Source organism: Paenibacillus glycanilyticus (genome assembly GCF_023715145.1).
Lineage (GTDB): Bacteria > Bacillota > Bacilli > Paenibacillales > Paenibacillaceae > Pristimantibacillus > Pristimantibacillus glycanilyticus_A.
The window spans coordinates 1-22,022 of the sequence record NZ_JAMBNP010000021.1 but is presented as its reverse complement, the minus strand read 5'-3'; the positions used below and the strand labels follow the sequence as shown (position 1 = coordinate 22,022).

21 protein-coding genes are annotated in these 22,022 nt (G+C 45.2%); 10 read left to right on the top strand and 11 right to left on the bottom strand.

What is annotated here, in order from left to right:
* Window positions 1–158 precede the first annotated feature (158 nt).
* Together M3194_RS29920 and tlp are read right to left on the bottom strand one after the other, a co-directional pair.
* A complete protein-coding gene (locus tag M3194_RS29920; RefSeq protein ID WP_251657778.1) occupies window positions 159–1,736 on the bottom strand; it encodes an acyl-CoA synthetase in 1,578 nt (525 codons plus the stop codon).
* Window positions 1,737–1,849: 113 nt separating this feature from the next.
* Window positions 1,850–2,062 carry a small acid-soluble spore protein Tlp gene (gene tlp, locus M3194_RS29915; RefSeq protein ID WP_251657777.1) on the bottom strand — a complete coding sequence of 71 codons (213 nt, stop codon included), beginning with the start codon at window positions 2,060–2,062 and terminating at the stop codon, window positions 1,850–1,852.
* A gap of 218 nt (window positions 2,063–2,280) precedes the next feature.
* On the opposite strand from tlp, the gene M3194_RS29910 reads away from it, so the two are divergent.
* The 4 genes from M3194_RS29910 (at window position 2,281) to melA (ending at window position 5,982) form a co-directional block, all read left to right on the top strand.
* Window positions 2,281–2,823 (top strand): DUF1232 domain-containing protein, encoded by a 543-nt coding sequence (locus M3194_RS29910; protein WP_251657776.1) that lies wholly within the window; start codon window positions 2,281–2,283, stop codon window positions 2,821–2,823.
* Between the two features lie 37 nt (window positions 2,824–2,860).
* The gene (locus M3194_RS29905) at window positions 2,861–3,352 is read left to right on the top strand and encodes a hypothetical protein (protein WP_251657775.1); all 492 of its coding nucleotides are present in this window, start codon (window positions 2,861–2,863) and stop codon (window positions 3,350–3,352) included.
* A gap of 89 nt (window positions 3,353–3,441) precedes the next feature.
* Window positions 3,442–4,371 (top strand): AraC family transcriptional regulator, encoded by a 930-nt coding sequence (locus M3194_RS29900; RefSeq protein WP_251657774.1) that lies wholly within the window; start codon window positions 3,442–3,444, stop codon window positions 4,369–4,371.
* Window positions 4,372–4,470: 99 nt separating this feature from the next.
* Window positions 4,471–5,982 (top strand): alpha-glucosidase/alpha-galactosidase, encoded by a 1,512-nt coding sequence (gene melA, locus M3194_RS29895; RefSeq protein WP_251657773.1) that lies wholly within the window; start codon window positions 4,471–4,473, stop codon window positions 5,980–5,982.
* 550 nt (window positions 5,983–6,532) lie between these two features.
* Here melA and M3194_RS29890 read toward each other — a convergent pair.
* On the bottom strand, window positions 6,533–7,021 hold the full coding sequence (locus M3194_RS29890) for a cysteine hydrolase family protein (protein ID WP_251657772.1): 489 nt from the start codon (window positions 7,019–7,021) through the stop codon (window positions 6,533–6,535).
* 245 nt (window positions 7,022–7,266) lie between these two features.
* Between M3194_RS29890 and kynU the strand changes: the two genes are divergently transcribed.
* From kynU to M3194_RS29870, 4 genes are all read left to right on the top strand, one after another.
* On the top strand, window positions 7,267–8,568 hold the full coding sequence (gene kynU / locus M3194_RS29885; protein ID WP_251657771.1) for a kynureninase: 1,302 nt from the start codon (window positions 7,267–7,269) through the stop codon (window positions 8,566–8,568).
* A 21-nt stretch (window positions 8,569–8,589) separates the two neighbouring features.
* Window positions 8,590–9,216: an arylformamidase gene (gene kynB / locus M3194_RS29880; RefSeq protein ID WP_251657770.1), complete on the top strand. Its 627-nt coding sequence runs from the start codon at window positions 8,590–8,592 to the stop codon at window positions 9,214–9,216.
* Between the two features lie 19 nt (window positions 9,217–9,235).
* Window positions 9,236–10,069: a tryptophan 2,3-dioxygenase gene (kynA, locus tag M3194_RS29875; RefSeq protein WP_251657769.1), complete on the top strand. Its 834-nt coding sequence runs from the start codon at window positions 9,236–9,238 to the stop codon at window positions 10,067–10,069.
* 430 nt (window positions 10,070–10,499) lie between these two features.
* The gene (locus M3194_RS29870) at window positions 10,500–12,740 is read left to right on the top strand and encodes a CpaF/VirB11 family protein (RefSeq protein ID WP_251657768.1); all 2,241 of its coding nucleotides are present in this window, start codon (window positions 10,500–10,502) and stop codon (window positions 12,738–12,740) included.
* Window positions 12,741–12,819: 79 nt separating this feature from the next.
* On the opposite strand, the gene M3194_RS29865 is transcribed toward M3194_RS29870, so the two are convergent.
* From M3194_RS29865 to M3194_RS29850, 4 genes are all read right to left on the bottom strand, one after another.
* A complete protein-coding gene (locus M3194_RS29865; protein WP_251657767.1) occupies window positions 12,820–14,025 on the bottom strand; it encodes a site-specific integrase in 1,206 nt (401 codons plus the stop codon).
* An 89-nt stretch (window positions 14,026–14,114) separates the two neighbouring features.
* The gene (locus tag M3194_RS29860) at window positions 14,115–14,366 is read right to left on the bottom strand and encodes a helix-turn-helix domain-containing protein (RefSeq protein WP_251657766.1); all 252 of its coding nucleotides are present in this window, start codon (window positions 14,364–14,366) and stop codon (window positions 14,115–14,117) included.
* 181 nt (window positions 14,367–14,547) lie between these two features.
* The gene (locus M3194_RS29855) at window positions 14,548–16,278 is read right to left on the bottom strand and encodes a DNA primase family protein (protein WP_251657765.1); all 1,731 of its coding nucleotides are present in this window, start codon (window positions 16,276–16,278) and stop codon (window positions 14,548–14,550) included.
* Window positions 16,265–16,837 carry a hypothetical protein gene (locus M3194_RS29850; RefSeq protein WP_251657764.1) on the bottom strand — a complete coding sequence of 191 codons (573 nt, stop codon included), beginning with the start codon at window positions 16,835–16,837 and terminating at the stop codon, window positions 16,265–16,267. Before M3194_RS29850 ends, M3194_RS29855 begins: the two co-directional genes overlap by 14 nt.
* Before the next feature lie 256 nt (window positions 16,838–17,093).
* On the opposite strand from M3194_RS29850, the gene M3194_RS31750 reads away from it, so the two are divergent.
* Entirely contained in the window at window positions 17,094–17,435 is a 342-nt protein-coding gene (locus tag M3194_RS31750; RefSeq protein ID WP_397334394.1) for an IS3 family transposase, read from the top strand.
* Between the two features lie 223 nt (window positions 17,436–17,658).
* A complete protein-coding gene (locus tag M3194_RS29845; RefSeq protein ID WP_251657763.1) occupies window positions 17,659–17,994 on the top strand; it encodes a hypothetical protein in 336 nt (111 codons plus the stop codon).
* Between the two features lie 239 nt (window positions 17,995–18,233).
* Here the strand turns inward: M3194_RS29845 and M3194_RS29840 are convergent, their stop codons facing one another.
* The 4 genes from M3194_RS29840 to M3194_RS29825 form a co-directional block, all read right to left on the bottom strand.
* Window positions 18,234–19,604 carry a hypothetical protein gene (locus tag M3194_RS29840; protein WP_251657762.1) on the bottom strand — a complete coding sequence of 457 codons (1,371 nt, stop codon included), beginning with the start codon at window positions 19,602–19,604 and terminating at the stop codon, window positions 18,234–18,236.
* A gap of 3 nt (window positions 19,605–19,607) precedes the next feature.
* Window positions 19,608–19,814 (bottom strand): helix-turn-helix domain-containing protein, encoded by a 207-nt coding sequence (locus M3194_RS29835; protein ID WP_311292452.1) that lies wholly within the window; start codon window positions 19,812–19,814, stop codon window positions 19,608–19,610.
* Window positions 19,815–20,071: 257 nt separating this feature from the next.
* A complete protein-coding gene (locus tag M3194_RS29830; protein WP_251657761.1) occupies window positions 20,072–20,887 on the bottom strand; it encodes a Rad52/Rad22 family DNA repair protein in 816 nt (271 codons plus the stop codon).
* Window positions 20,877–22,022 (bottom strand): YqaJ viral recombinase family nuclease (locus tag M3194_RS29825; RefSeq protein WP_251657760.1); only part of this gene is annotated, 1,146 nt, incomplete at its 5' end. The genes M3194_RS29825 and M3194_RS29830, both read right to left, overlap by 11 nt.

The window sequence follows — 22,022 nt, the reverse complement described above, 5'->3', positions numbered from 1 at the left end:
CACTATTCGGCAAGTACCAGAATAAACGATGTGCATTTTGTTGTATAAAATCCAACGTAAACATGCGAATCAGCGTAAGAAGGACCGCTTAATTGGAGGAAATCCAACGTAGTCCGCACAACTGCTAGTCCTTGCTACTCCTAAGACAAATCATTCTACTAGGAGTTCAGATGCGCCTCGCGCTGGCGAAGCTCGATCCGGCGGATTTTGCCGGAGTTGGTTTTCGGCAGCTCGCTGATGAATTCGATTTTACGCGGATACTTGTACGGCGCCGTTACGGATTTGACATGATCCTGCAGCTCTTTCACGAGCTCTTGCGTCCCTGCTACACCATCCCTAAGCACGATAAAGGCTTTAACGACATGTCCGCGGATTTCGTCCGGACTTGCGACAGCCGCGCATTCCTTGACGGATGGATGGCGAAGCAGCGCTTCTTCCACCTCAAACGGTCCAATCGTATAGCCGGAGCTGATAATAATATCGTCTCCGCGGCCTTCGAACCACAGATAACCTTCCTCGTCCCGGCTCGCCCGGTCGCCGGTAATGAAGTAGGAGCCAACGATATTGGCGCCTTTGCGCCCGGGATCCTTGTAATACGACTTGAACAAGGCGGGCATGTCGGCATGAACGGCGATGCTGCCAACTTCACCCATGGGCTGCGGGCGGCCTTCCTCATCAATAATCTCGACTAGTCCCGGAGCAATGGACTTGCCCATGGAGCCAATCTTGATCGGGGAATCCTTCAGATTGCCGATCAGGAGGGTATTTTCCGTCTGGCCATAGCCGTCTCGTATGATGAAGGAGAAGAGATCCTCGAACTGCTTGATCACTGCCCGGTTGAGGGGCTCTCCAGCCGATACCGCGCTGCGGATCGAGGACAAATCGTATTGGGATAAGCCATCGGTCTTGGCCATAATGCGGTATTCCGTTGGCGTGCAGCACAGCACCTGAATCTGGTTCTCTTGGATAAGCTCCAGATACCGCTCAGCGCTGAACGAGCCGTTATAGATAAAGCCGGTTGCGCCGCTGCCAAGAACGGATAAGAACGGAGTCCAGATCCACTTTTGCCAGCCCGGCGCGGCAGTTGCCCAGACCAGATCCGAGCTTTGAATGCCAAGCCATGCGGATGTGATGCGCAGATGCGCATAACCCCAGCCGTGGCTGTGAACGACGCCCTTTGGATTGCCGGTTGTCCCCGACGTATACGCAAGAATCGCCATATCGTCGCGGTGGGTTGGAGCGGCCGCGCGTTCTTCCGGTTGACCATCCATTAAGGTGCGGATTGAGATCCAGCCGCCAGCTTGACCGCCGCTCGCGTCAATCCGGAACTGCAGCGAAGGCAGCTCTTCCGTAATATGGTCTACCTCCGCGGTACCTTCCGCCCATGCGATAACCGCGCGCGCTTCCGAATGATTCAGGCGATAGGACAGATCCTTGGCCCGAAGCATCTCGGAGGACGGAATAATCACAAGTCCCAGCTTGAGGCATGCGATATAGATCATGTACGCTTCGATCGTTCGGGGCACCATCACGAGGACGCGGTCGCCTTTTGTCAGACCAAGCTCGTTCAAGCCGCCGGCAAGCTGGTTCACCTGCTTCAGCAGCTCATTATATGTAATTCTTGTCGTCTGGCCCTGATCATCCAGCAGCTGCAGCGCGATTTTATCCGACTGATGACGCTCGATCTCGGAGCTTATACTATATTGCTCGGGTGCAATCCATTGTTCAAAATTCATCCAACCTGCTCCTTTGTCGATGCGAATATCTGAGTAGTTAGCGACAGTATAGCATAGGTTGCGAATATGAAAAAAGATGACTCCTGACATAATCAGAAGTCATCTTTGCTCCGTTAAGCTTCTTCGTCGTCTAGTTCTTCTTCGAACTCTGCAACACTTTCTCTGCGGCGCTCGTTCTTTTCTTTAAGCTCGTTTTGCTGCGAACTGCTAATCTCCGAGCTGAACTCGTTCAAATATTGCTCAGTCTCATTGATGTTCTGCTGCGTATTCGCAATGTGCTCCTGCAGATGTTCTGCGTTATCCGACCGATTGTCCGGCTTTGCCATACGGATATTCCCCCTATACGTGTTGGTAGTCGGGCACCGGTTCAGCACCCAAAGGCTATTGTCGCCCAAGGGAGGGGAGCTTTATGCAGAAAGTTAACAAAAGTTAATTGTCTAAAGAATGGCTTTTTTGTTTAATGATGATAAGAGGGTATTTGTTGTTGTCCAATCATATTCTAACGTAAACGAATAGATGGAATCGAATGAATGGAGGGATAGCGATGTCTGTCATTGTGATTGAATGTCCAAACTGCGGACAGAAAAACGAAGTAGAAGCGCAGAAGCTTAGGCACGCGAAATGCGGGGCTTGCCAGGAGAGCCTTGCGCAGGATGATGTGATCCCGGCAACCTTTTCGGATGAGGAGATTGCAACTACCGTAGAATCGGCCCGAACGGATGCGCAAGAGGAGGAAGTGGATACGGACTCCTGGACCTCCAAGATCGGGGACCATGAGGAGCAATTGAAGTACGTCAATAACGGCTTCTGGTCCAAGGTTAGAAAATATGCGTCCAAGGTGCCTTTCTCCAAGGAAGCGGTTGCCATGTACTACTGCGCTATGGACCCGAATACCCCGACCAAGGTAAAAGTAACGGCGATTGGCGCGCTAGCGTACTGGATTCTGCCTATCGATCTTGTTCCGGATATTTTCCCTCTTGTCGGCTATGGGGATGATGCGACCGCGATATTCGTCGCTTACAAGGCTATAAGCTCGCATATTACGGATGAACACCGGGACAAGGCAGAGGCTTTTTTTGCAAAGTAAGAGGCAGTTTGAAGTGGGGCAGGAGGAAGCTAGAGAGATGAATTTGACGGAAGAGGAATGCGAGATCGCACAGAAGCTGCTGCGTGAAGCCCTTGAAGAAGACGGGGATCCAGAGGCAGAGCTGGAGGAAGTCCTGACTTACATACATTCGGACATCAGCGTGCGGAAGGAAGCCAAGACGAAGAAGCAGCTCACGCAGGTGTATAATCAGCACCGGCCGGTGAATTACGATATCTATTTGGACTTGAGCAAAGGGGAATCGCTTGCGAAGGGCGAGGCTATGAGGCTGTCCGCCGACGATATTCGCGTGTTATTCACGATGATCACGGAAGGGTTAACCTGTACCTCCCAGAAGATATTTAAGGCTAGATATAATCTGGAGCTGGAGCCGGGGAACAAGAAGGATAGGGGCAGATTAGACAGTTATTATAGGAAGCTGAAGGAACGCCTGAAGCTGCATGGCATTACAACCGAGCATTATACCGTGAAGTTTGGGACGAGGTATTTTGTTCTGTATCCGGAAGCATAGGGCTGAGGATTGCAAGAAGCGTTGACCTTCCTTTCCGGCAGGTATATGCTGACCATAGAGGCTATATCGGTTGCAAAGGTGGGAAAACCATGAGCGCGAACAGCTTTTATGATGCGAATTGGCGGGAGTCCGGGGATTTCCGCCCGAAGGTGATAGCGTACTACTACAAGCAGTGGGAAGACTTCCATATGGGCTTTCATCAGCATGACTGGACCGAATTCATGTATGTCATCTCCGGGAACTGCACCGTGGAGACGGACAAGGATGTCATTGCGATGCGCAAAGGCGATCTCATTATGCTGGATGCCGAGGTGCCGCATAGGCTGATCGTCGAGAGCGGCAGTCCATGCCGGATGCTGAACGTGGAGTTTGGCTTTCAGCCCTGCGAGGGCATTTATCCGTCGATGAACCAGCTTGCCAACCATAACCCGATGTTTGCGAAGCTCCTGGAGCAGCGGCTGGATACGATTGTGCTAAGAGACTATGAAGACATTCAGGTGAACCTGAGAAATCTGGTCTTTGAGCTGGATCTGGGCGGTGAGGATCCTGAACGGGGCCGCGAGATGATGACGAATCTGCTCATGTCCCAGCTGCTCGTTCGTGTTGCCCGGCTGGTTGCCGTTGAATCGAAAAATAGCGCGGAGCGCCAAATTCATCATTACGTGCGGCACGCGACGGAATATATCCACCAGTATTACGATACCGCTATTCAAGCCAAGGATATTGCGGCGGCGGTTAATCTGCATCCCGTGTATCTGCAGCGTATTTTCAAAGCGAATATGAACAAGACCATTAATGAGTATCTGGTAGATTTGAGAATGGATAAAGCGAAAATGCTGCTCGCCCGCACGGACGTGCCGATCATCGAGATCGCGGATCATATCGGGCTGAACAGCCGCCAATATTTCAGCATGCTGTTCAAGAAAATGACCGGAGCATCGCCAGCCGAATATCGCAATTCGAAGAAGTCAATTACAAGCTGGACCGACTATGAAGTTGAAATAGTTGACAAGATCTAACGCAACCCGTTGCGAATTTGGAAACGCCTTCTTTTTCCGCCTGCTAGAATAAGGGTAATGAATAACAAAACCCTGATAGGCGAAGAGGAGGCGTTTTTTGTGAGTTTTAAAGTAGCATTCGTAGGCGCGGGAAGTATAGGCTTCACGCGCGGTTTGATGAGAGATTTGCTCGCGGTGCCGGAGTTTAAGGATATCCAGGTTGCTTTTACAGACATCAACGAGCATAACCTCGACATGGTGACCCAGCTTGTGCAAAGAGACATCAACGAGAATGGCTTGTCCATCGAGATTCAGGCTACTACGAACCGCAGAGAGGCGCTTAAGGATGCGCGTTACGTCTTCTGTGTGGTTCGGATCGGCGGTCTGGAAGCATTCCAGTACGATATAGACATTCCGTTAAAATACGGCGTCGACCAGTGCGTCGGCGATACCCTCTGCGCGGGCGGCATCATGTACGGCCAGCGCGGCATCGCCGAGATGCTGAACATCTGCAAGGACATTCGCGAGGTTGCGGAGCCTAATGCGCTGCTACTCAACTATGCGAACCCAATGGCGATGCTGACTTGGGCATGCAACAAGTACGGCGGTGTACGTACCATCGGTCTCTGCCATGGCGTACAAGGCGGACATCACCAAATCGCTCGTGCGCTGGGCCGCGAGAAGAAGGACGTCGATATCATCTGCGCGGGCATTAACCATCAGACGTGGTATATCTCCGTGAAGACGGATGGCGTAGATCGTACGGGGGATCTCTTGGAAGCATTCGAGTCGGTTCCGGAATTCGCCCAGACCGAGAAGGTCCGCATCGACATGCTGCGCCGCTTCGGCTACTACTCCACCGAATCCAACGGACACCTCAGCGAATACGTGCCTTGGTACCGCAAGCGTGCGGACGAGATCAAGGACTGGATTGACCTTGGCGTATGGATTAACGGCGAGACTGGCGGTTACCTGCGCGTCTGTACCGAAGGCCGCAACTGGTTCGAGACCGACTTCCCGAACTGGATGAAGGCAGAGCCATTCAAGTATACGGCGGAGAACCGCGGCGAAGAGCATGGTTCCTACATTATTGAAGGCCTCGAGACTGGCCGAGTCTACCGCGGTCACTTCAACGTCGTGAACAACGGCGTGATCACCAACCTGCCGGACGATGCCATCATTGAAGCGCCGGGTTATGTCGACCGCAACGGCATCAACATGCCGGTTGTCGGCGATCTGCCGCTTGGCCCCGCAGCCGTCTGCAACGTCAGCATCTCCGTCCAGCGCATGGCCGTAGAAGCCGCCGTTCACGGCGACGACAAGCTGCTCCGCCAAGCGATGATGATGGACCCGCTTGTTGGCGCGGTATGTAATCCGAAGGAAATTTGGCAGATGGCCGATGAGATGCTCGTCGCGCAAGCGAAGTGGCTTCCGCAGTATAAGGACGCGATTGCTGCTGCGGAGGAGCGGCTGGCAAGCGGCAACCTGCTGCCAACGCGCGAGAACTACCAAGGCGCTGCGCGCCTGAAGACGAAGTCGATCGAGGAGCTCAGCCAGGATCGGGAGGCTGCGACTCGCAACGCGATCGAGTCGGATAAGGCGAAGGAGCGGCCTGCGGCTGTCCATGAGTAGATGGACAGAAAGAGGCCGTCTTGAAAGAGGCTCGCTAAGCTGCAGACCTGGCGCCGCTATGTCGGCGCAGCGCATGCGTGCTCGTGGCTGGAACTGAGTGGCAGGCAGAGCTGGAGCCAGAGCTGGAGCCAGAGCCAGAGCCAGAGCTTTAGCCTCAGCTAGAGTCCATAGCCATAGCTATAGCCAGAGCTGGAGCTTAGAGCTGGAGCTTAGAGCTAGAGCTTTAGCCTTAGCTAGAGTCCATAGCCATAGCTATAGCCATAGCTATAGCCAGATCTGGAGCTAGAGCTAGAGTCGATCAAGCTGCAGCTACGTTGGATTTCATACAGCATAATGGGGCGTTTTGCTCAAATAACTCAATCTACGTTGGATTCCATACAGGGTAATCGGCTCATTTGGTCGATAGTTGCTTCTTCCGAGAGTCACCTATTGGAGCCAATCCAACGTAGCTTTTACGTGTGCACCAAGTCTTTAGATTTCATTGGAGCGAATCCAACATACTAAAAAAAGGCTGTCCCACAGTCGCCGCGGCTTCTGGGACAGCCTCTTTCTATTCATGGATTAAATAAGGGACTACCGGGTAAGATACGACGTTTCTGTCTCGATACAAGGATGTTACGGCATCACTATTCGAACTCAGTATCCCGTTTTGCAAGATGACGGGTCTAAAGCCTCGTTCCACCGCTCCGTTATACGTAAACAAGACGCAATGCTCGGCTGCCGTACCGGCAAGGATTAAGAGCTCAATTCCTTGGTCCTTTAACACTTGCTCCAGCTCTGTGTTCCAAAATGCGTTCGAGAACTCTTTTGTTACAACAACGTCCGTCTCTTCTCGATCAATACTTGCTATGGTTTGATATACGTCTTTATTGCTCTCGGAAATGCCTTCAATATCCTGAATGTGAACAACCATCTGACCTTTTGAGCGAAGCTTGTCTGAGACATAATTTATGTACTCGCACGCTCTATCGATTGCTTTCTTATCCATTCCCTCCAGATGCACGGTTTGCATATCGATAATGAGAAAACCAATTTTCATCGATGCAGCTCCCTTATGAATAAATTTATAAGTCCAATTGCTCTTTCGAACAATCGTCCAAATTGTACCACTTTTTATTTTGGGCTGGATAGCTCTGCGTTTTTTAAAGAGGATGATTTCAAGTTTTATTCAAGGAATTTAATAATTCGCATCTGGCCTGCCGGAACGTTTGACGCTCCCGAAAGCTCTACGTTAAGATAATCAAGTCAATGATGAATTCACATTCAATAGGAGTAAGGAGGCACATGATGGTTCAAGAACAACAAGACTTAGATCCATATTCCAAGGAATATGCCCGGCAGCTCGATGAACATGATGAGCTTGCCTCATATCGGGATGAATTTTACATCAATCCGAACTCCATTTATATGGACGGCAACTCGCTGGGCCTGCTCTCGAAGCGCGCGGAGCAATCCATAATGGACGTTCTTGGTGCTTGGAAACACCAAGGCATCGACGGCTGGACGCAGGGTCAGCATCCGTGGTTCTATCTCGCGGAAAAGCTGGCCGCCATGAGCGCGCCGCTTGTTGGAGCATCTGCTGATGAAGTGATCGTAACGGGCTCCACAACCGTGAATCTACATCAGCTGGTAGCGACCTTCTATAAGCCCCAAGGTACTCGCACAAAAATTTTGGCCGACGAGCTGAATTTCCCTTCCGATATCTATGCGCTGCAAAGCCAGCTGAAGCTGCACGGCTACGATCCGGATGAGCATCTCATTCGAGTGGCCAGCCGCGATGGACGTTTTCTCCAAGAAGAAGACATCATCGCTGCAATGACGGACGAAGTTGCGCTTATTGTGCTCCCTGCGGTGCTGTACCGGAGCGGGCAGTTGCTGGATATGAAGCGTCTAACGGCTGAAGCTCATGCGCGCGGTATTCTGATTGGCTTCGACGGCTGTCATTCGGTCGGGTCTATTCCGCATTCATTCAGCGAATGGGATGTCGATTTTGCCTTCTGGTGCAATTATAAATATTTGAACAGCGGACCGGGAGGGACAGCCAGCCTGTATGTTAATCGCAAGCATCATGGCACAACCCCAGGCTTAACGGGATGGTTCGGTTCTCATAAAGAGAAGCAGTTCGATATGGAGCATCAGTTCCATCAAGCGGACACGGCGGGAGCGTTTCAGATTGGAACGCCTAACATCCTCAGCATGGCGCCGCTTATTGGCTCGCTGGAGCTATTCGCCGAAGCGACAATGGAGAAGCTGCGTCAGAAGTCGCTGCATATCACGCGTTATATGATGCAATTGATTGAGCACGAACTGAGCGATATGGGCTTCACGCTTGGCAATCCTACCGAGGACGAACGCAGAGGCGGACATGTGAGTCTCGAGCATGCGGAAGCTGCGAGAATCTGCAAAGCGCTTAAGGAGCTGCAGCATATCGTGCCGGATTTCCGCGCTCCGAACATTATTCGACTCGCGCCTGTTCCGCTGTATACCAGCTATAGCGACGTATGGGAAACCGTGCAGCGGCTGAAAACCGTCATGGCGGAAAAGCAATACGAGAAGTTCGCCAATATGCGGGATGTCGTCGCATAAGATGGAGGAAGGAGAATCTGGATGACCTTAATCGATATTTCTCGTCCTCTTGCTAACGGGACGCCAACTTGGCCGGGAGACACGCCATTCTCCTATGAAGTAAGCTGGTCCAAGGAGCAGAGCGGATCGGTGAACGTTGGCAGGCTGACGATGAGCATTCATACGGGCACGCATATCGATTCGCCGTTTCACTTCGATAATGATGGGCGTAAGGTAATGGATTTGGATCTGGAGCTATATGCAGGGCCGGCGCGCTTGATTGAAGTATCCGGCCGCTCGAGTATCGGTGCGGAGGATCTGGCAGCGTATGAGCTCGAAGGGGTAACCCGTCTGCTGCTGCGCACGAGCTCTTGGACTAATCCAGATGAATTTCCGCCCGACATTACGTATTTGAGAGCGGATCTTGGACCGTTCCTGCATGCTAGAGGCATCCGGCTGATCGGAGTAGATGTTCCTTCGGTTGATCCGCTGGACAGCAAGGAGCTTGCGGCCCATCACGGCCTGCATGCCCATGACATTCATATCCTGGAAGGGCTCAATCTCGACCATGTCTCCCCTGGGGATTACGAATTAATCGCGCTGCCACTCCCGCTTACAGAAGCGGACGGCAGCCCTGTACGAGCTGTACTTCGATCACACACACCATAGAAAAGGAGCTTATGAACAGATGGCCGATACGCCGCAAAACAAAGAAAATCTCGTTTCCGACTTCTCGAAATCGATGTCATACGGTGACTATCTTCACTTAGATCAGATTCTATCCAGCCAGCACAGACTATCTGATCATCATGATGAAATGCTGTTCATCATCATCCACCAAGCCAGCGAGCTGTGGATGAAGCTGATCCTGCATGAGCTAAGCGCAGCCCGAGCAAGTATCCAGCAAAATAATCTGGAGCCTGCGTTCAAGATGCTCGCACGAGTATCCAGAATTCAGCAGCAGCTGATCCAATCTTGGGACGTATTATCTACGTTGACGCCAGCGGAATACATGCAATTCCGTCATAAGCTCGGCAGCTCCTCCGGCTTCCAGTCCTATCAGAACCGGATGATCGAGTTCATGCTGGGTCTGAAGAAGCCAAGCGTGCTTGCCGTCTATGAGCATCAACCGGAGCTGCACAAGCAGATGAGCGATGCGATGAATGAGCCGAGCATCTACGATGCGGCGATTGGCGCGCTTGCGGCACGAGGCCTCACCGTCGATGCAGACTGCCTGCAGTGTGACTGGTCGCAGCCTTATGCGGAGAACGAGAGCGTCAAGGAAGCTTGGCTAACCGTGTACCGCGACGTCGAGCAATATTGGGATCTGTACGAGCTCGCCGAGAAGCTCGTCGATATCGACAGCCGCCAGCAGCAGTGGCGCTTCAACCATATGGGAACGGTGGAGCGGGTCATCGGCTTCAAGCATGGAACCGGCGGTTCTTCAGGCGTTGATTACTTGAAGCATGTTGTTAGTCAGCGGTATTTCCCGGAGCTTTGGAGTTTGAGGACTGTGTTATAGGAAATAGAAAATTAGAAATTAGAAAACACCTTTAAGGGGTAGCTTCCGTGTCGTGAGATGCGGGGGAGGACTTTTGGGGGTGTTTTTGAGTGTGGATTTAGCTATTTTGAAGCATTACCGAGATGCTGAGCATTTGCAAGGAAATCAGCGAGGTGGCGGATCCGCGGAGTGCAAATGTTCCCGCATACGACACATATCGAGAGTGTTTGTGTGTTGATTTATAAGGGTTCTGAGTAAGTCAATATACTAGTGGGGGACGAAACGGGGACGTGCGATAAGCACGTCCCTATTTCAGTTTATTAATCAAATGAGTAGAACCATAAAAATCCAATGAAATAATTGACAGTTATATGTTGGTGGTGCATAATTACATACAATGGAACACAACAAAATACTCTGTGGAACAACAAAAAATGAGGAGGTACTGACTATGGGCTACAAAGCAAGCAAAGTGCTTGGTGCCGGGAGGCAATCGTATTCTATTGTATTTAGACATCCAGTACGTAAGGATTCGTCAGGAAAAGCTGGTCTTAGAGTTAGGAGGGGACTTGGCACCACTGACGAGAATGAAGCACAACGTTTGGTTGAGCAGATGAATGAAATTCTTTCTGATAAAACACTTTGGGACCTAAGTGCCAGGCAATTTGCGCTTCTAAAATATGATGTAAAAATTGTTGATGCTTTTTATGACACGTTAGAGCCCAGAAATACAGACTATTTTAGCTTGAGGGAAGCTGCATTACCGCTACCTGGAGCAGAACAAGGATATGCTAAGGTCCTCTTAGTTGGCACAACAGGGGCTGGGAAAACGACACTTCTAAGGCAGTTAATCGGCACTGATCCAAAGAAGGAACGGTTCCCGTCGACTTCGCCCAATAAAACAACTGTATCCGATATAGAGGTAATTTGTTCTCAGGGTTACTTCGAGACAATAGTAACATTTTTCGAGCTTAGAGAAATTCGATTACATCTTGAAGATTGTGTTATGGCGGCGGTGTTGGCGAAAATTAACGGATTGGACAATGATATAGTTACAATGCGATTACTAGAGCATAGCGAACAAAGATTTCGCTTTTTCTATGTACTAGGTGACCCTACAATAGATTTAGATGATGAAGATGAAGTAGATGAGGATGAAGATCAGGATTTATTTAAAGGTCGAGTGACTAAAGAAGAAAATGCTAAGTTTCAGTTAGTGATTAAGGGGTTTCTATCGCAAGTAAATGAGTTAGCCTTGGTAAGTGAGAAGGTAAAAAATCAATTGGTGAAAGAGTTTAATCTTAATCCTGATTCGCTAGGTGCGGAGGATAAAACGGCATTTGAAGAGATTATGGATGAGGAGCTTAGACAAAAGAGAGAGTTTCATAGATTAGTTGATGATATGCTGGATGAGATGACGGAAAGATTTAAGTTGTTGAAAGAAGGACACCTAGAATTCGATGGCGAGCAATGGCCGATAAGATGGAGCTTTAGAACCAATGATAGAAGTGAGTTTATTCAGAATGTGAGAAGCCTCTCGAGTAATTATGCACCTCATTTTGGAAAATTACTTACTCCACTCGTTCAAGGAATAAGAGTTAAAGGCCCATTCATACCTACTGGATATACTGTTGTGCCAAGGTTAGTATTGATCGATGGGCAGGGCATCGGCCATACAGTAACGTCAGCAAGTAGCCTGCCATCCCAAACATCCAAAAAGTTTGAAACTAGTGATGCGATTCTGCTTGTTGATAGTTCAAAACAGCCAATGCAAGCGGCATCACAGGCGGTCTTAAAAGAACTTGCATCTAGTGGACACATTTCTAAGTTGCGAATATGCTTTACTCATCTTGACGAGTTGAAAGGTGATAACTTGCCAACTAGGAAAAGTCGAGTGAATCATGTAAGTGCTTCTCTTAATCAAGTTGTTACACGAATTCGGGAGACTTTAGGCAATGAAGTTGCAGTTAATTTGGATCTGATGCTTCCTGAGCGTTCGTATTATATGGGATGCTTAGATCAAAATGTTGAAGAAAAGGACAAAAATACACTCGAGCAACTGAAAAACTTAGTTGCGGCATTGGAAACAAGTATTTTTGTTGAGAAGGTAAGCGATGCTATTCCTTATTACGATGAAGCAAATTTGATTATAGCTGTGCAAAATGCAACGAGGAGATTTCATGATATTTGGAAAGGAAGGTTTGGGAGGATAAGCATTTCAAATGAACCGGTTCAACATTGGGCACGATTAAAAGCAATATCCCGCAGGCTTGCGCTTAATTACGATAATCTTGAATATGATAATCTTCGACCTATTCCTGAGTTAAAAGATCGTTTAATGGATCATATTAGAATGTACTTAAACCAGCCTGTTCGCTGGGTGCCAGGTAATACTGCTGATGAAGAGAAAAAAGAAGCTGTTGACAGAATCGCAAGGGAGATTCATTCGAAACTTATTAATCTAGCCACAGAGCGGTTATGGGCAGAGCGTCAAACACCTTGGAATGAAGCCTTTAATCTTGCTGGAAGGGGCTCCACTGTCGAAAGAATTAAGCACATGGAGAGTATTTTTGAAATAGCCGCTCCGATCCCTGGAGAAGCAGCCACGCTTTCATCACATGAATACTTAACCATTCTAAGACAAGTGGTCAAGGATGCAATCAATTTAAAAGGTGGCAGAATGCTTCATTAACAATAACAGCAAGGTCAAATCAATGAAGATTTGACCTTGCTGTTTTAATGCGCCATCTATGGGGAGATGAGAATGTATGTTAAGAATCTCCTATGTTGCGTCTTAGTATGAAGTCGAATTTTTCAGCTGCAGCCTTATCAGCTGAACGGAGAGCAAATCCGTAGGTGTTCATAGTTACTTGAATATTACCATGGCCCAGTCGCTCTGAGATGATTTTTGCATGAACTCCTTGATTGATCAAGAGTGTGGCACTCGTATGTCTCAGGGTATGGAATTTAATGTATCTAAGGTTGTTTTTCTTGAGAAATTCTCGGAACCATAAATAGGGTCTTTCCTGGTGAAACGCTTTACCGTCGGGATGACAAAAGACGAAATTATACATGCCGCCATTCCATAGTTCACCGATGTTTTCACGTTCCTGAAGTTTAAAGTTGTAGTACTCCTTCAATTCATCAAGCATTGATGTTGGAAGAGCTACCTTACGTTTTGAAGATTTTGTCTTAGGCTCCTTTACATGGGCGATACCAGCAGGGGACAACGAAACGCTCTGGGTTACACTAAGTATTCCGGCTTCCCAATCGACATGATGCCACTCAAGGCCAAGCAGCTCACCGCGGCGAAGACCAGTAGTTAGAGCAAGAGTCACCATAGTCCGCCAATGAATGGGTTCATTTTGTAAGGCTTGCAGCATTAGTTGAACCTCAGACTCATCGTAAGGGATAATTTCTTTGTACTTTACAACAGGCTTTTTTACACCCGAAACTGGGTTTTGTTTGAGCAATTTCCACTCGACAGCTCTCGAAAAAATATTTTTTAGTACTCGGTGATTAATCTCAATCGAACCTGTAGATAAATTCCCTTCTCGATAGCCCTTACGTGCACCATCTTTGGTTAAAGAGTCTAGGAAGCTTACAATGTGGATGGTTTTGATTTGATCCAACTTTAAATGGCCAAAGGTTGGTAATATTCTAGTTTTCAAGTTAGATTGGTACGTATATAATGTTTTTTCTGCCAAATGCTTTCGAGCGTATTTGGATTCCCACTCTTGAACAAAAACTTCAAAAGTCATCTTTTCTGGTGCAATATACTCACCTGCTTCTACTTCGATCTTAAACTTTACTAATTCATCGTTTAGATAATCCTTCAAGCGTTTTGTTGTCTTCAGTAGTGCTGGATCGTCAATCTTAATCGATTTATACCGTTTCAACCGTTTACCCGTAGCATCATACCCAGCTTCGACAACTAACCGCCATGAGTTCACCCCACGCTTTTCAATACTTGCCATTGAACTTATCCTCCGTTTCCCTGAAATAGTACGGTCCCTTGTGGGGCACACAAGGGACCGATAAAGTTGATGTCATGTAAGATTAGTCATTACCTGACTTTGAAATTTGCAGCTTCCTGCTCACGAATCCAACCTTCCAAAGTATCACGTCTGAAAATTAACTTAGAGCCGATTTTCAGGTGTGGAATGCGTCCGGCTCTGCATTCGGAGTATAGCTTGTCCTTTGAAAGGGCTCGTTCAAATACCTCGTCCCATGCTTCTGCAAATGTCAGAGTGTTACGAATTCGTTTATGGGAATTCTTATTATCAGGTGTCACTGTTGTATTTATTGAGGTATCCATGTTATATCAAGCTCCTTCAATTGGATTATTCAATAAGATAATATATATTTGATTTATGTGACTTGTCGTCGTAGCCTGTTGTAGCCTTACTGTAGCTGTCTGAATCTACAGAAGATCCTCTATAAACCTTGTGAAATCAAGGCTCTATATCAAATGTAGCCAACGTAGCCAATAAAACTGACTATTCTTTTAGCAATTTTAGTTCTTCGTTAGTCAAGAGCCGAATGCCGCGGAACCCTTGTAATGGTGTGGATTTATCTATTCTAAATTTTGCTGATTTTACATTTATCTTTAAGATCTCAATGAAAAACTCTTGCTTACTGAGTGCTTTAAATCCATTTTCACGACAATAATGCTTATAGGTTGGATATAATGCTTTGCGATGAACCTTACATTCATCATTAACTAAATCGACATGACAACGGTCTCTGACAAATTCTGAAACGTTATTTAACTCATTGATATAGCGTTGCTTAAATGCAGTTGCTTCCTCACTCTCTGTGAAGATCAGGTTATCCTCCATCAGTTCGAGCAAGCCTTCTATTGCCCATTCTACGATGTACGTTTTCTCATTCATCAGCTTATCCATTAGAGACTTATCTCTCTTCTCTTCAGGGATGGTGTTGTTGAACATTAAAAATAAGATTCGATCAGTGAAAGCTGAAGTTCCATCGAGCTTATTTAGTAATGGCATATGATTGCCTGCCGCCACAAGTTTTGTTTTACCATAAAATTGAAAGGGGTCTTTTCCTTTCTTTTCCGCTGTGAGTAGATCGCCCCCGGTTATTGTCTTAATAACATCAGTAGCTTTTATTGACCCATTCTCATCCATCTCTGCACTTATATTTAATTTTGATTTAAATAGCTCGGCAGTCATGAACCGAGTTTCCCCTAATTGCTTAAGAGACATGGCAGTAGTATGTTTTGAACCAATTAATGAACGCCACAGTGCTAACCATACGCTCTTTCCGGTATGGGGCAGACCTATTAACACAAAGAATTTCTTAGCCCGCCATTCATTGCTGATGATGTAGCCGGTTAACTGTTGTAGAGACTTAATCTTGAGTGGATCACCCTCTGTACAGTCTTCTAAAAATTTCATGAAATAATAGCCTTGATTTGCTGAACGCCCATTTGAATACGTCCGATAAACCCGAATACGGGAAGGGTGATCCCCGTATTCAGCATCGATAAAGCTAGTAAACAAATAAGCTGGATTATGGCGGAGGCTGGATCTGGTATTGATGTCAAAAACGCCGTTTCTAAAGTTGATCAAGTGAACTTGACTATTAAATTCCTCGTAATCGACTTGAAGTTCTGGGCTACTTACGATGCGATGAACAACATCGGCTATCTTATGTTTAGTCAGTTTCAAATCCATGTCGCTACTAATGCTTTCACGTATCGCTATATGAAGGCTGGTTTCGTTTTGTTCTTCAAAGTACCCAAAATCATCTTTATAGAGAAAGACACTTGAACCACAACAACGTACTGTTCTTTTTTCTAGGAAGGCCATTTTTACTTGCACATCAAATGGTATCCTTGACTCTGAATGATTTTCTTCCGGTTGAAAGTCGCTGCCAATCGATTTTGAAGGTTGGTTGCTCATTTGAATAACAGGTTCATCAATCGACTCGTTGTGTTTCTCATAGTACTCTTGATTTAACCGCCCCTGTGCAGCAGGGGCGATATCAATCTCTTCAATATTTTCGGTATGTGATTCAGCGTATGATCCTCTCAAGGTTCCGTATTCAGATTGATCATAGTCATCGCTAATTAATTCTGTATTCATTGTTTCTAGTCTCGCGCTGGCCACTCTTCCAATATTTAGTTCTTTAAGTGCCTCCAGATAAGCATCACCATCATCGGTGATATCTCTTTGATTGATGGATTTTTCTTTATTGGTCATCATTCTCTTCACCTTCCAACTGACACAGATATTCTGATAACCCTGGAAACTGCTGATTTAACATACTGAGTCCAATGGTGTTTATTTTTTCGATTGCTTGATTTGAAGTGGTGAATAGATGACTTACCTTTCTGACCGGTAATCGCCCATCATATAAAGACAGTTGGATAAAATCAGAGCAATGAAGCAGAACAATTAGTAGTTTTTCGTCAAGTTGTTCCTCATCATCGTTTGAAAGCCCGTAATACTGACCGCTGCTATTAATATGAAATTTAATGTCTGTTTGCTCCCTGCAGTCTATCCATAATCTTGTTAGAATGGGATGGGTATCTGAAGGGAATGAAAAGTTCTTTTCACCAAATACGCCAGTGCAAGTTTTACCCAGATTACTTGCGAAGCCAATAATTAAATTAAATGGGTGGAGTGCCGTATCATCGATGAAGACTCCAGATTCTACTCCATTACTAGCCAAGAGTTGGATATCCTTTTTCTTTTTGATCTGCTGATAGGCCAGCTTACTTTCTTTTTCAGACATATTACTAAGCAATGTTTTTGTGATCATTCGTTCTCTCTCCTTGTGAGGATTTGTTGTGAGGCGCCTCTGTGAATGATCATACTTCAGAAGAAGTACTTGAAACTTCCGAGAAATAATTTAGTTTTTCTGGGAATGCGTCTAGTTTTCATGTTTTATTTATGATATAATTATTGGTTAAAAAATGGAGTTGCCTCTCATTGAGAGGCAACTCCTGAATATTTCGGTATGAAAGAGCCATCATTCCGGTGAGTAGTGAGCCACCTGTCCGGAAAAATTGAGCCGCATGTCCGGTGGTGGGAGCCGCCATATACGAGTAGAAGTAACGGGGCAGTTTAACTTCAGAAGAATTTCTAGAGTAGATACATCCCTTCGATTTAAAGGGATGCTGGACGAGTCTGACTTGAAGCAAAGCATGTCTCGCGTTGGACGTTGCATTGTTGATAACGAATCCATGAAGTCCTTCTGGGGAACGTTGAAGTGCGAGAAGTATTATTTGCACACCTATAAAACCTTTGAGCAACTACAAGGTGACATTGATGACTACATTCACCTTTACAATTACGAACGTTTACAGAAAAAACTAAACGGCCTCAGTCCCATGGAATTCAGGACGAAGGCCGCTTAATTGACTTTTATTTTTTGTACTGTCTACTTGACGGAGTGCACTTCAAACTTAGGAAAGCTTTTTTATAATTATATATTTGATTTGGGGAGTTTCATATCACAAAGTTTTAATTATGTTCTATAGACACAAAGTAATACTTGCAGCACTACCATAAAAACTCCATAATTACAAAAAATGCTTTTTTTGCAAATTGATATTTATATTATATTGGGAGGGGAAATTAATGGTTAATGGCTATGAAAATGAAGACGATTATATCCGTTCATTGAAAAAAAATGATACTTATCGTTTTTCATATAATTATGAGATTATAGTAAACCGGTTTGGAGAAGGTAATGATGATGTTGAGCTTGCAAATGCGATCGTAAATATTATTGTGTCTTGGGATGATTCATCAGTTCCTGGATATATAATATCTTGGAATGTGGATGCACCAATTTCTCTTCCGAATGAGTGGAATGATAGCAAAGAAAAAATAGTTGAGGATGTTTGCGTTCGGTATCTTTATAGTGACTTGAGAGCAAATGGAATTTCATCTGAGACTTTTAAGTTTTTGTAATAACACTATGTTATCGCTGATAGGAATGAAAACAAGCTATATTTGAGAAAAAAAGTTTTAAGAGATGTACTTAATGTAATGGGGACGATAGTTTAACAAAAAAGACAGAGAGCCACTCAAGAAATTGGGTGGCTCTCTTTACCGGAGGCGTAGATCAAAAACGCCGGAGACGTGGCTCTCTCTTACCAGAACGATGGCTCAATTTGTTCCGGAGTATTCAACTCCATTTAAAGAACTGCTTATTTAAAATGGTTAACTTCGATCACACCTGAGATTGCATCGACCATCTGACAATCACTTAATACCATCTGATCATATTTATCATATCCATTATTATCTAGGTATTGATATGGCTGCATGAAAATATTACTTAAAGTAGTTTTATGTAGAACAGAAACTTTATTGAGTAAATTTAATATGTCACGAATCCCTTCATAGGGGAGTTCTGCAAGCTCCCACTCACCACTCATTCTTGCGCCAAGTATATTTGTTTTGACACCAGGAATGATCAGTGGCTTGACTCTCTCATCGATAAACTTATTTCGACCGTACTCCTCCATGACATTTCTCATTGTGTGATCTTTGAAAGAGAGGTTTTTCTGCTTCAATAAGTAAAGAAAATAGACTTCCATAACTGGGATTGTTATCACTGCCATGCCTATAAGTGATGAGCTTATTTTTTTAATTCTTATTAAATGCTCGTCTTCGGTCAGTATTTCTATATTATGATCGTTTTTGATATAGGGGTCATGACTTCCAGTGAGTATAGAGGTTAAATAATATAATCTACCATTTATGTTTGGAAGTAGCGCGACTTTGCTCAAATATTGATAATATTGATTTTTGGCGTGATCGGAATAATGCATTGTCAGCATTTCTATTTTACTTGCAAGCCCTAAGTAATAATCTCGTTCAAATAAAATCTTGTTCAGGGTTGGATGATAACTCAATCGGTTTCCCTCAAACAAGCGTTCAATTTTGTCGATGTTCGGAAAATGATCTAATAAATATTTGAAATTGTCGTAGAAATGTAGATGTAAGTTTTCACCTATATCTTTATTCTGCTTCATGTAGTTCCATCTATGCTGACTATCCGTATAGTCGCTAATGACTTTATGAGAATCTCCATGAACCGCTTGAAATGCAATCAATGGAGTTGCGAATGCAGGGATAGCATGGGAATCATCTGAGGATGGGAGCATCCAATGACCAGCAAGTTTTTTGAAGTGCTCTTTTGCAACTCGAGGAATATTCTTATCTCCGAATAGATTGTTAACCGGCTTTTCTTTAATTAAGGCAAGACCAAAAAAATCGAATACCCGCGAAAATAAAGACCCGGTTCGAATAATATTCCCTTCTGTTTCAATAAGGTGAGCCATATATGCATTAATTATTATATGCAGGGTTAGCTCTGATTTAAAAATGGAATTTTCGCTACTGACATTAAAAAAATCTCTAATATCAAGTGGGATTAGATGTACACAACTTTCAAATACAAACGTGGCTAATGCTGAAATATTAGAGATTTCAGCAGGGGCTTCGACCGGTAATTTATAAGTATCGACTATTGTTTTCATAGTTTCTTGTGAAGTGGAATTTATATATAACATTCTTTAGGATTCTCCTTTAACTCGGTTGCAGCTAGTGCTCTTCCTAATAATATAATCCGTCACTGCACTTCGTTGAATGCGATGGACATTATGAATTCGAAATGATTCAATTTCTCCTGAGTTTATCAGTTTATATGCTGTGTTCATGCCGATTTGCAGGAGCTCAGCTAATTGTCCAACTGTGATAATTTCATTATAATCATCATACACTGTGTGTCACCACCAATATGCATTTATTTACAGTATTGTTTCATTATGAAACGTTATACTTCGTTATTTCAATTTAAGTTACATTACTCAGTATCCTCTGAGAATAAGGAATGGCTATGTAATTCTCAAGAATTCTATGGAATTTTATGATCCTGAAGACTATGTTCCGTCCTTCCGGAAGACCGCTATCTAGCATAGCGTCAGGAGTATAATATATATTTACAATTTTTGATCTTGCAGCTTCTTAAATGGCGTCTTCAAAGTGAAATGTTTATCCTTAGTGAAACTCCCCCAACCATAACGCTAAGGTGGGGGAGCTTCGATTTCTTATGCGCTTGCATTTCCGCTTTTTCCCGATAGTCGTTTCTGCAAGATTTGCAGCATTGCTGATCGGACATCTTCTCCGCTTGCTTCTTCTGTACCCATTCATCAAAGCCATCTAAGTTTGTAGCTAGCTCCTGCCATAATTGTTTGAGTGCGGATTGCGCGGTAGTATTTTTCTGCTTTAGCTTGTTGGTTAGAGAAGCTTTAATAGCTTTTGAAGTGGATGGGGGAGTGCTAGTACTGACGTCAGGCACGGCGGATTGAGCATTGGGCCAGCCCATCTGTTGATAGTAAGTGCTATAGCTCGCCGGAACAACGATCATTTGCTTTTGCTTATCCCAAGTAATCATTCCCTTATACAGGTCGCTCCCAACACCGATTCGGCTCGCACATTTCTTCATGCCATCGGTGATTGCACTCTTCGTTGCATCTCCTTCGTTCATACCTGGTTTCACTTGTTCACTTCCAACATCAACGAAAGTAATCCAATCTTTCAATTCATTATTATAGAGGCTAAATCGAACATACATCTTCACACGAGGATTCTTTGCGTTTGGCTCCTGTATAATTTTCTCGGTCTCGTACAATCCTTCATACTTCCAATATCCGACTCCTAGCACCTCGTTCAATCGCTCTGTAACACATTGGCCAGAAATGTAGCAACGATCACCGAAGCTATCGTACTGATAGTCAGAGTAAAGAAATGGAGCATTTAACCGTTCGAACAAGCTTGTGGCTTCATTGCCCATTATGGACTACCTCCTTCTTAATACTGAATTGTCTAAAATTCGTTTGTTTAATACAGTCCTCGTAAACTAAAGGATGTAACTCCTTGAGTTTTTTGCTATCCACACCAGATCGACTGCGGTTTTCCCATTTCACTTTGTAGTCTCCTGCGATTCCAATTTCATGATTGCCCAAAATGGATTTAAGCTGATTTTTAATTTCTGAGATGGTTTCCTCCAACATTTTGAGTTGATGCTTACTTTCGAAATACGATTCGATTTGTGCAATCTCTTCTATTGGAATGATGGTACTACTGCTCTGAGCATGGGGATAAAGCCTATCAAGCAGCCTCGCACAAGCTTCAGAACTGTCTACCGGAGGACGTTTACCTACGACTACATTATGATGCCAGAAGTCACTGGCCAGTCTTAGAAGCTGATTTATGAGTTCTTCATCACGTATGACTTCATATTCACGATACTTATTGCCGCCAATGAGCGTAGCAAAGTAGCCCCAGTCTAAACCGGTGACAAACATATACCATTGGAGCTGGACATAATAGTAGTCTGGGATATTACCATTGTCCCAATCTTGGCGTAGGAATTCGCTCGCAGTTTTTATCTCGAGGATACCCCGACCACGATCGGGGCAAATAATCATGCGGTCAAGATTTCCTGTTGCCCAACGATGATCAGGATGACAATAAATAACCTTATTCTCGGTGATAGCCCATTCAGAATGCTCGTCAGCAAACTTACTTGCAATGAGGGGCTCAAGCCTAGTTCCCCACTCAGCTGCTTCGGAGAATTGCTCCTCTGGTGCTTCCCCAAGCTTCTCTAGATACACATGAATAGGTGATCTCCACTTCGATATGCCACAAATGGCGGCGAGGTCAGAACCGCCGATGCCGTTCCGGCGATGTATTAGCCATTCTTCATGAGTAAGTTTTTTTGTTTCAACAACAATGTCTGCATGGAATTTCATTACCGATACCATTGTCCTAATGCACCTCCCAAAATAAGAATGGGGCTGTCTCAAAAGGTGATCGCTCACTATAAAGACGGCTCGCATAGGTAAATAAAAACGTTTTTTCATGAAAATATCGCTGCAGAGGGTTACCCTTGCAGCGATATTTTTGCTCTTGCTGCTTTCTTCAGC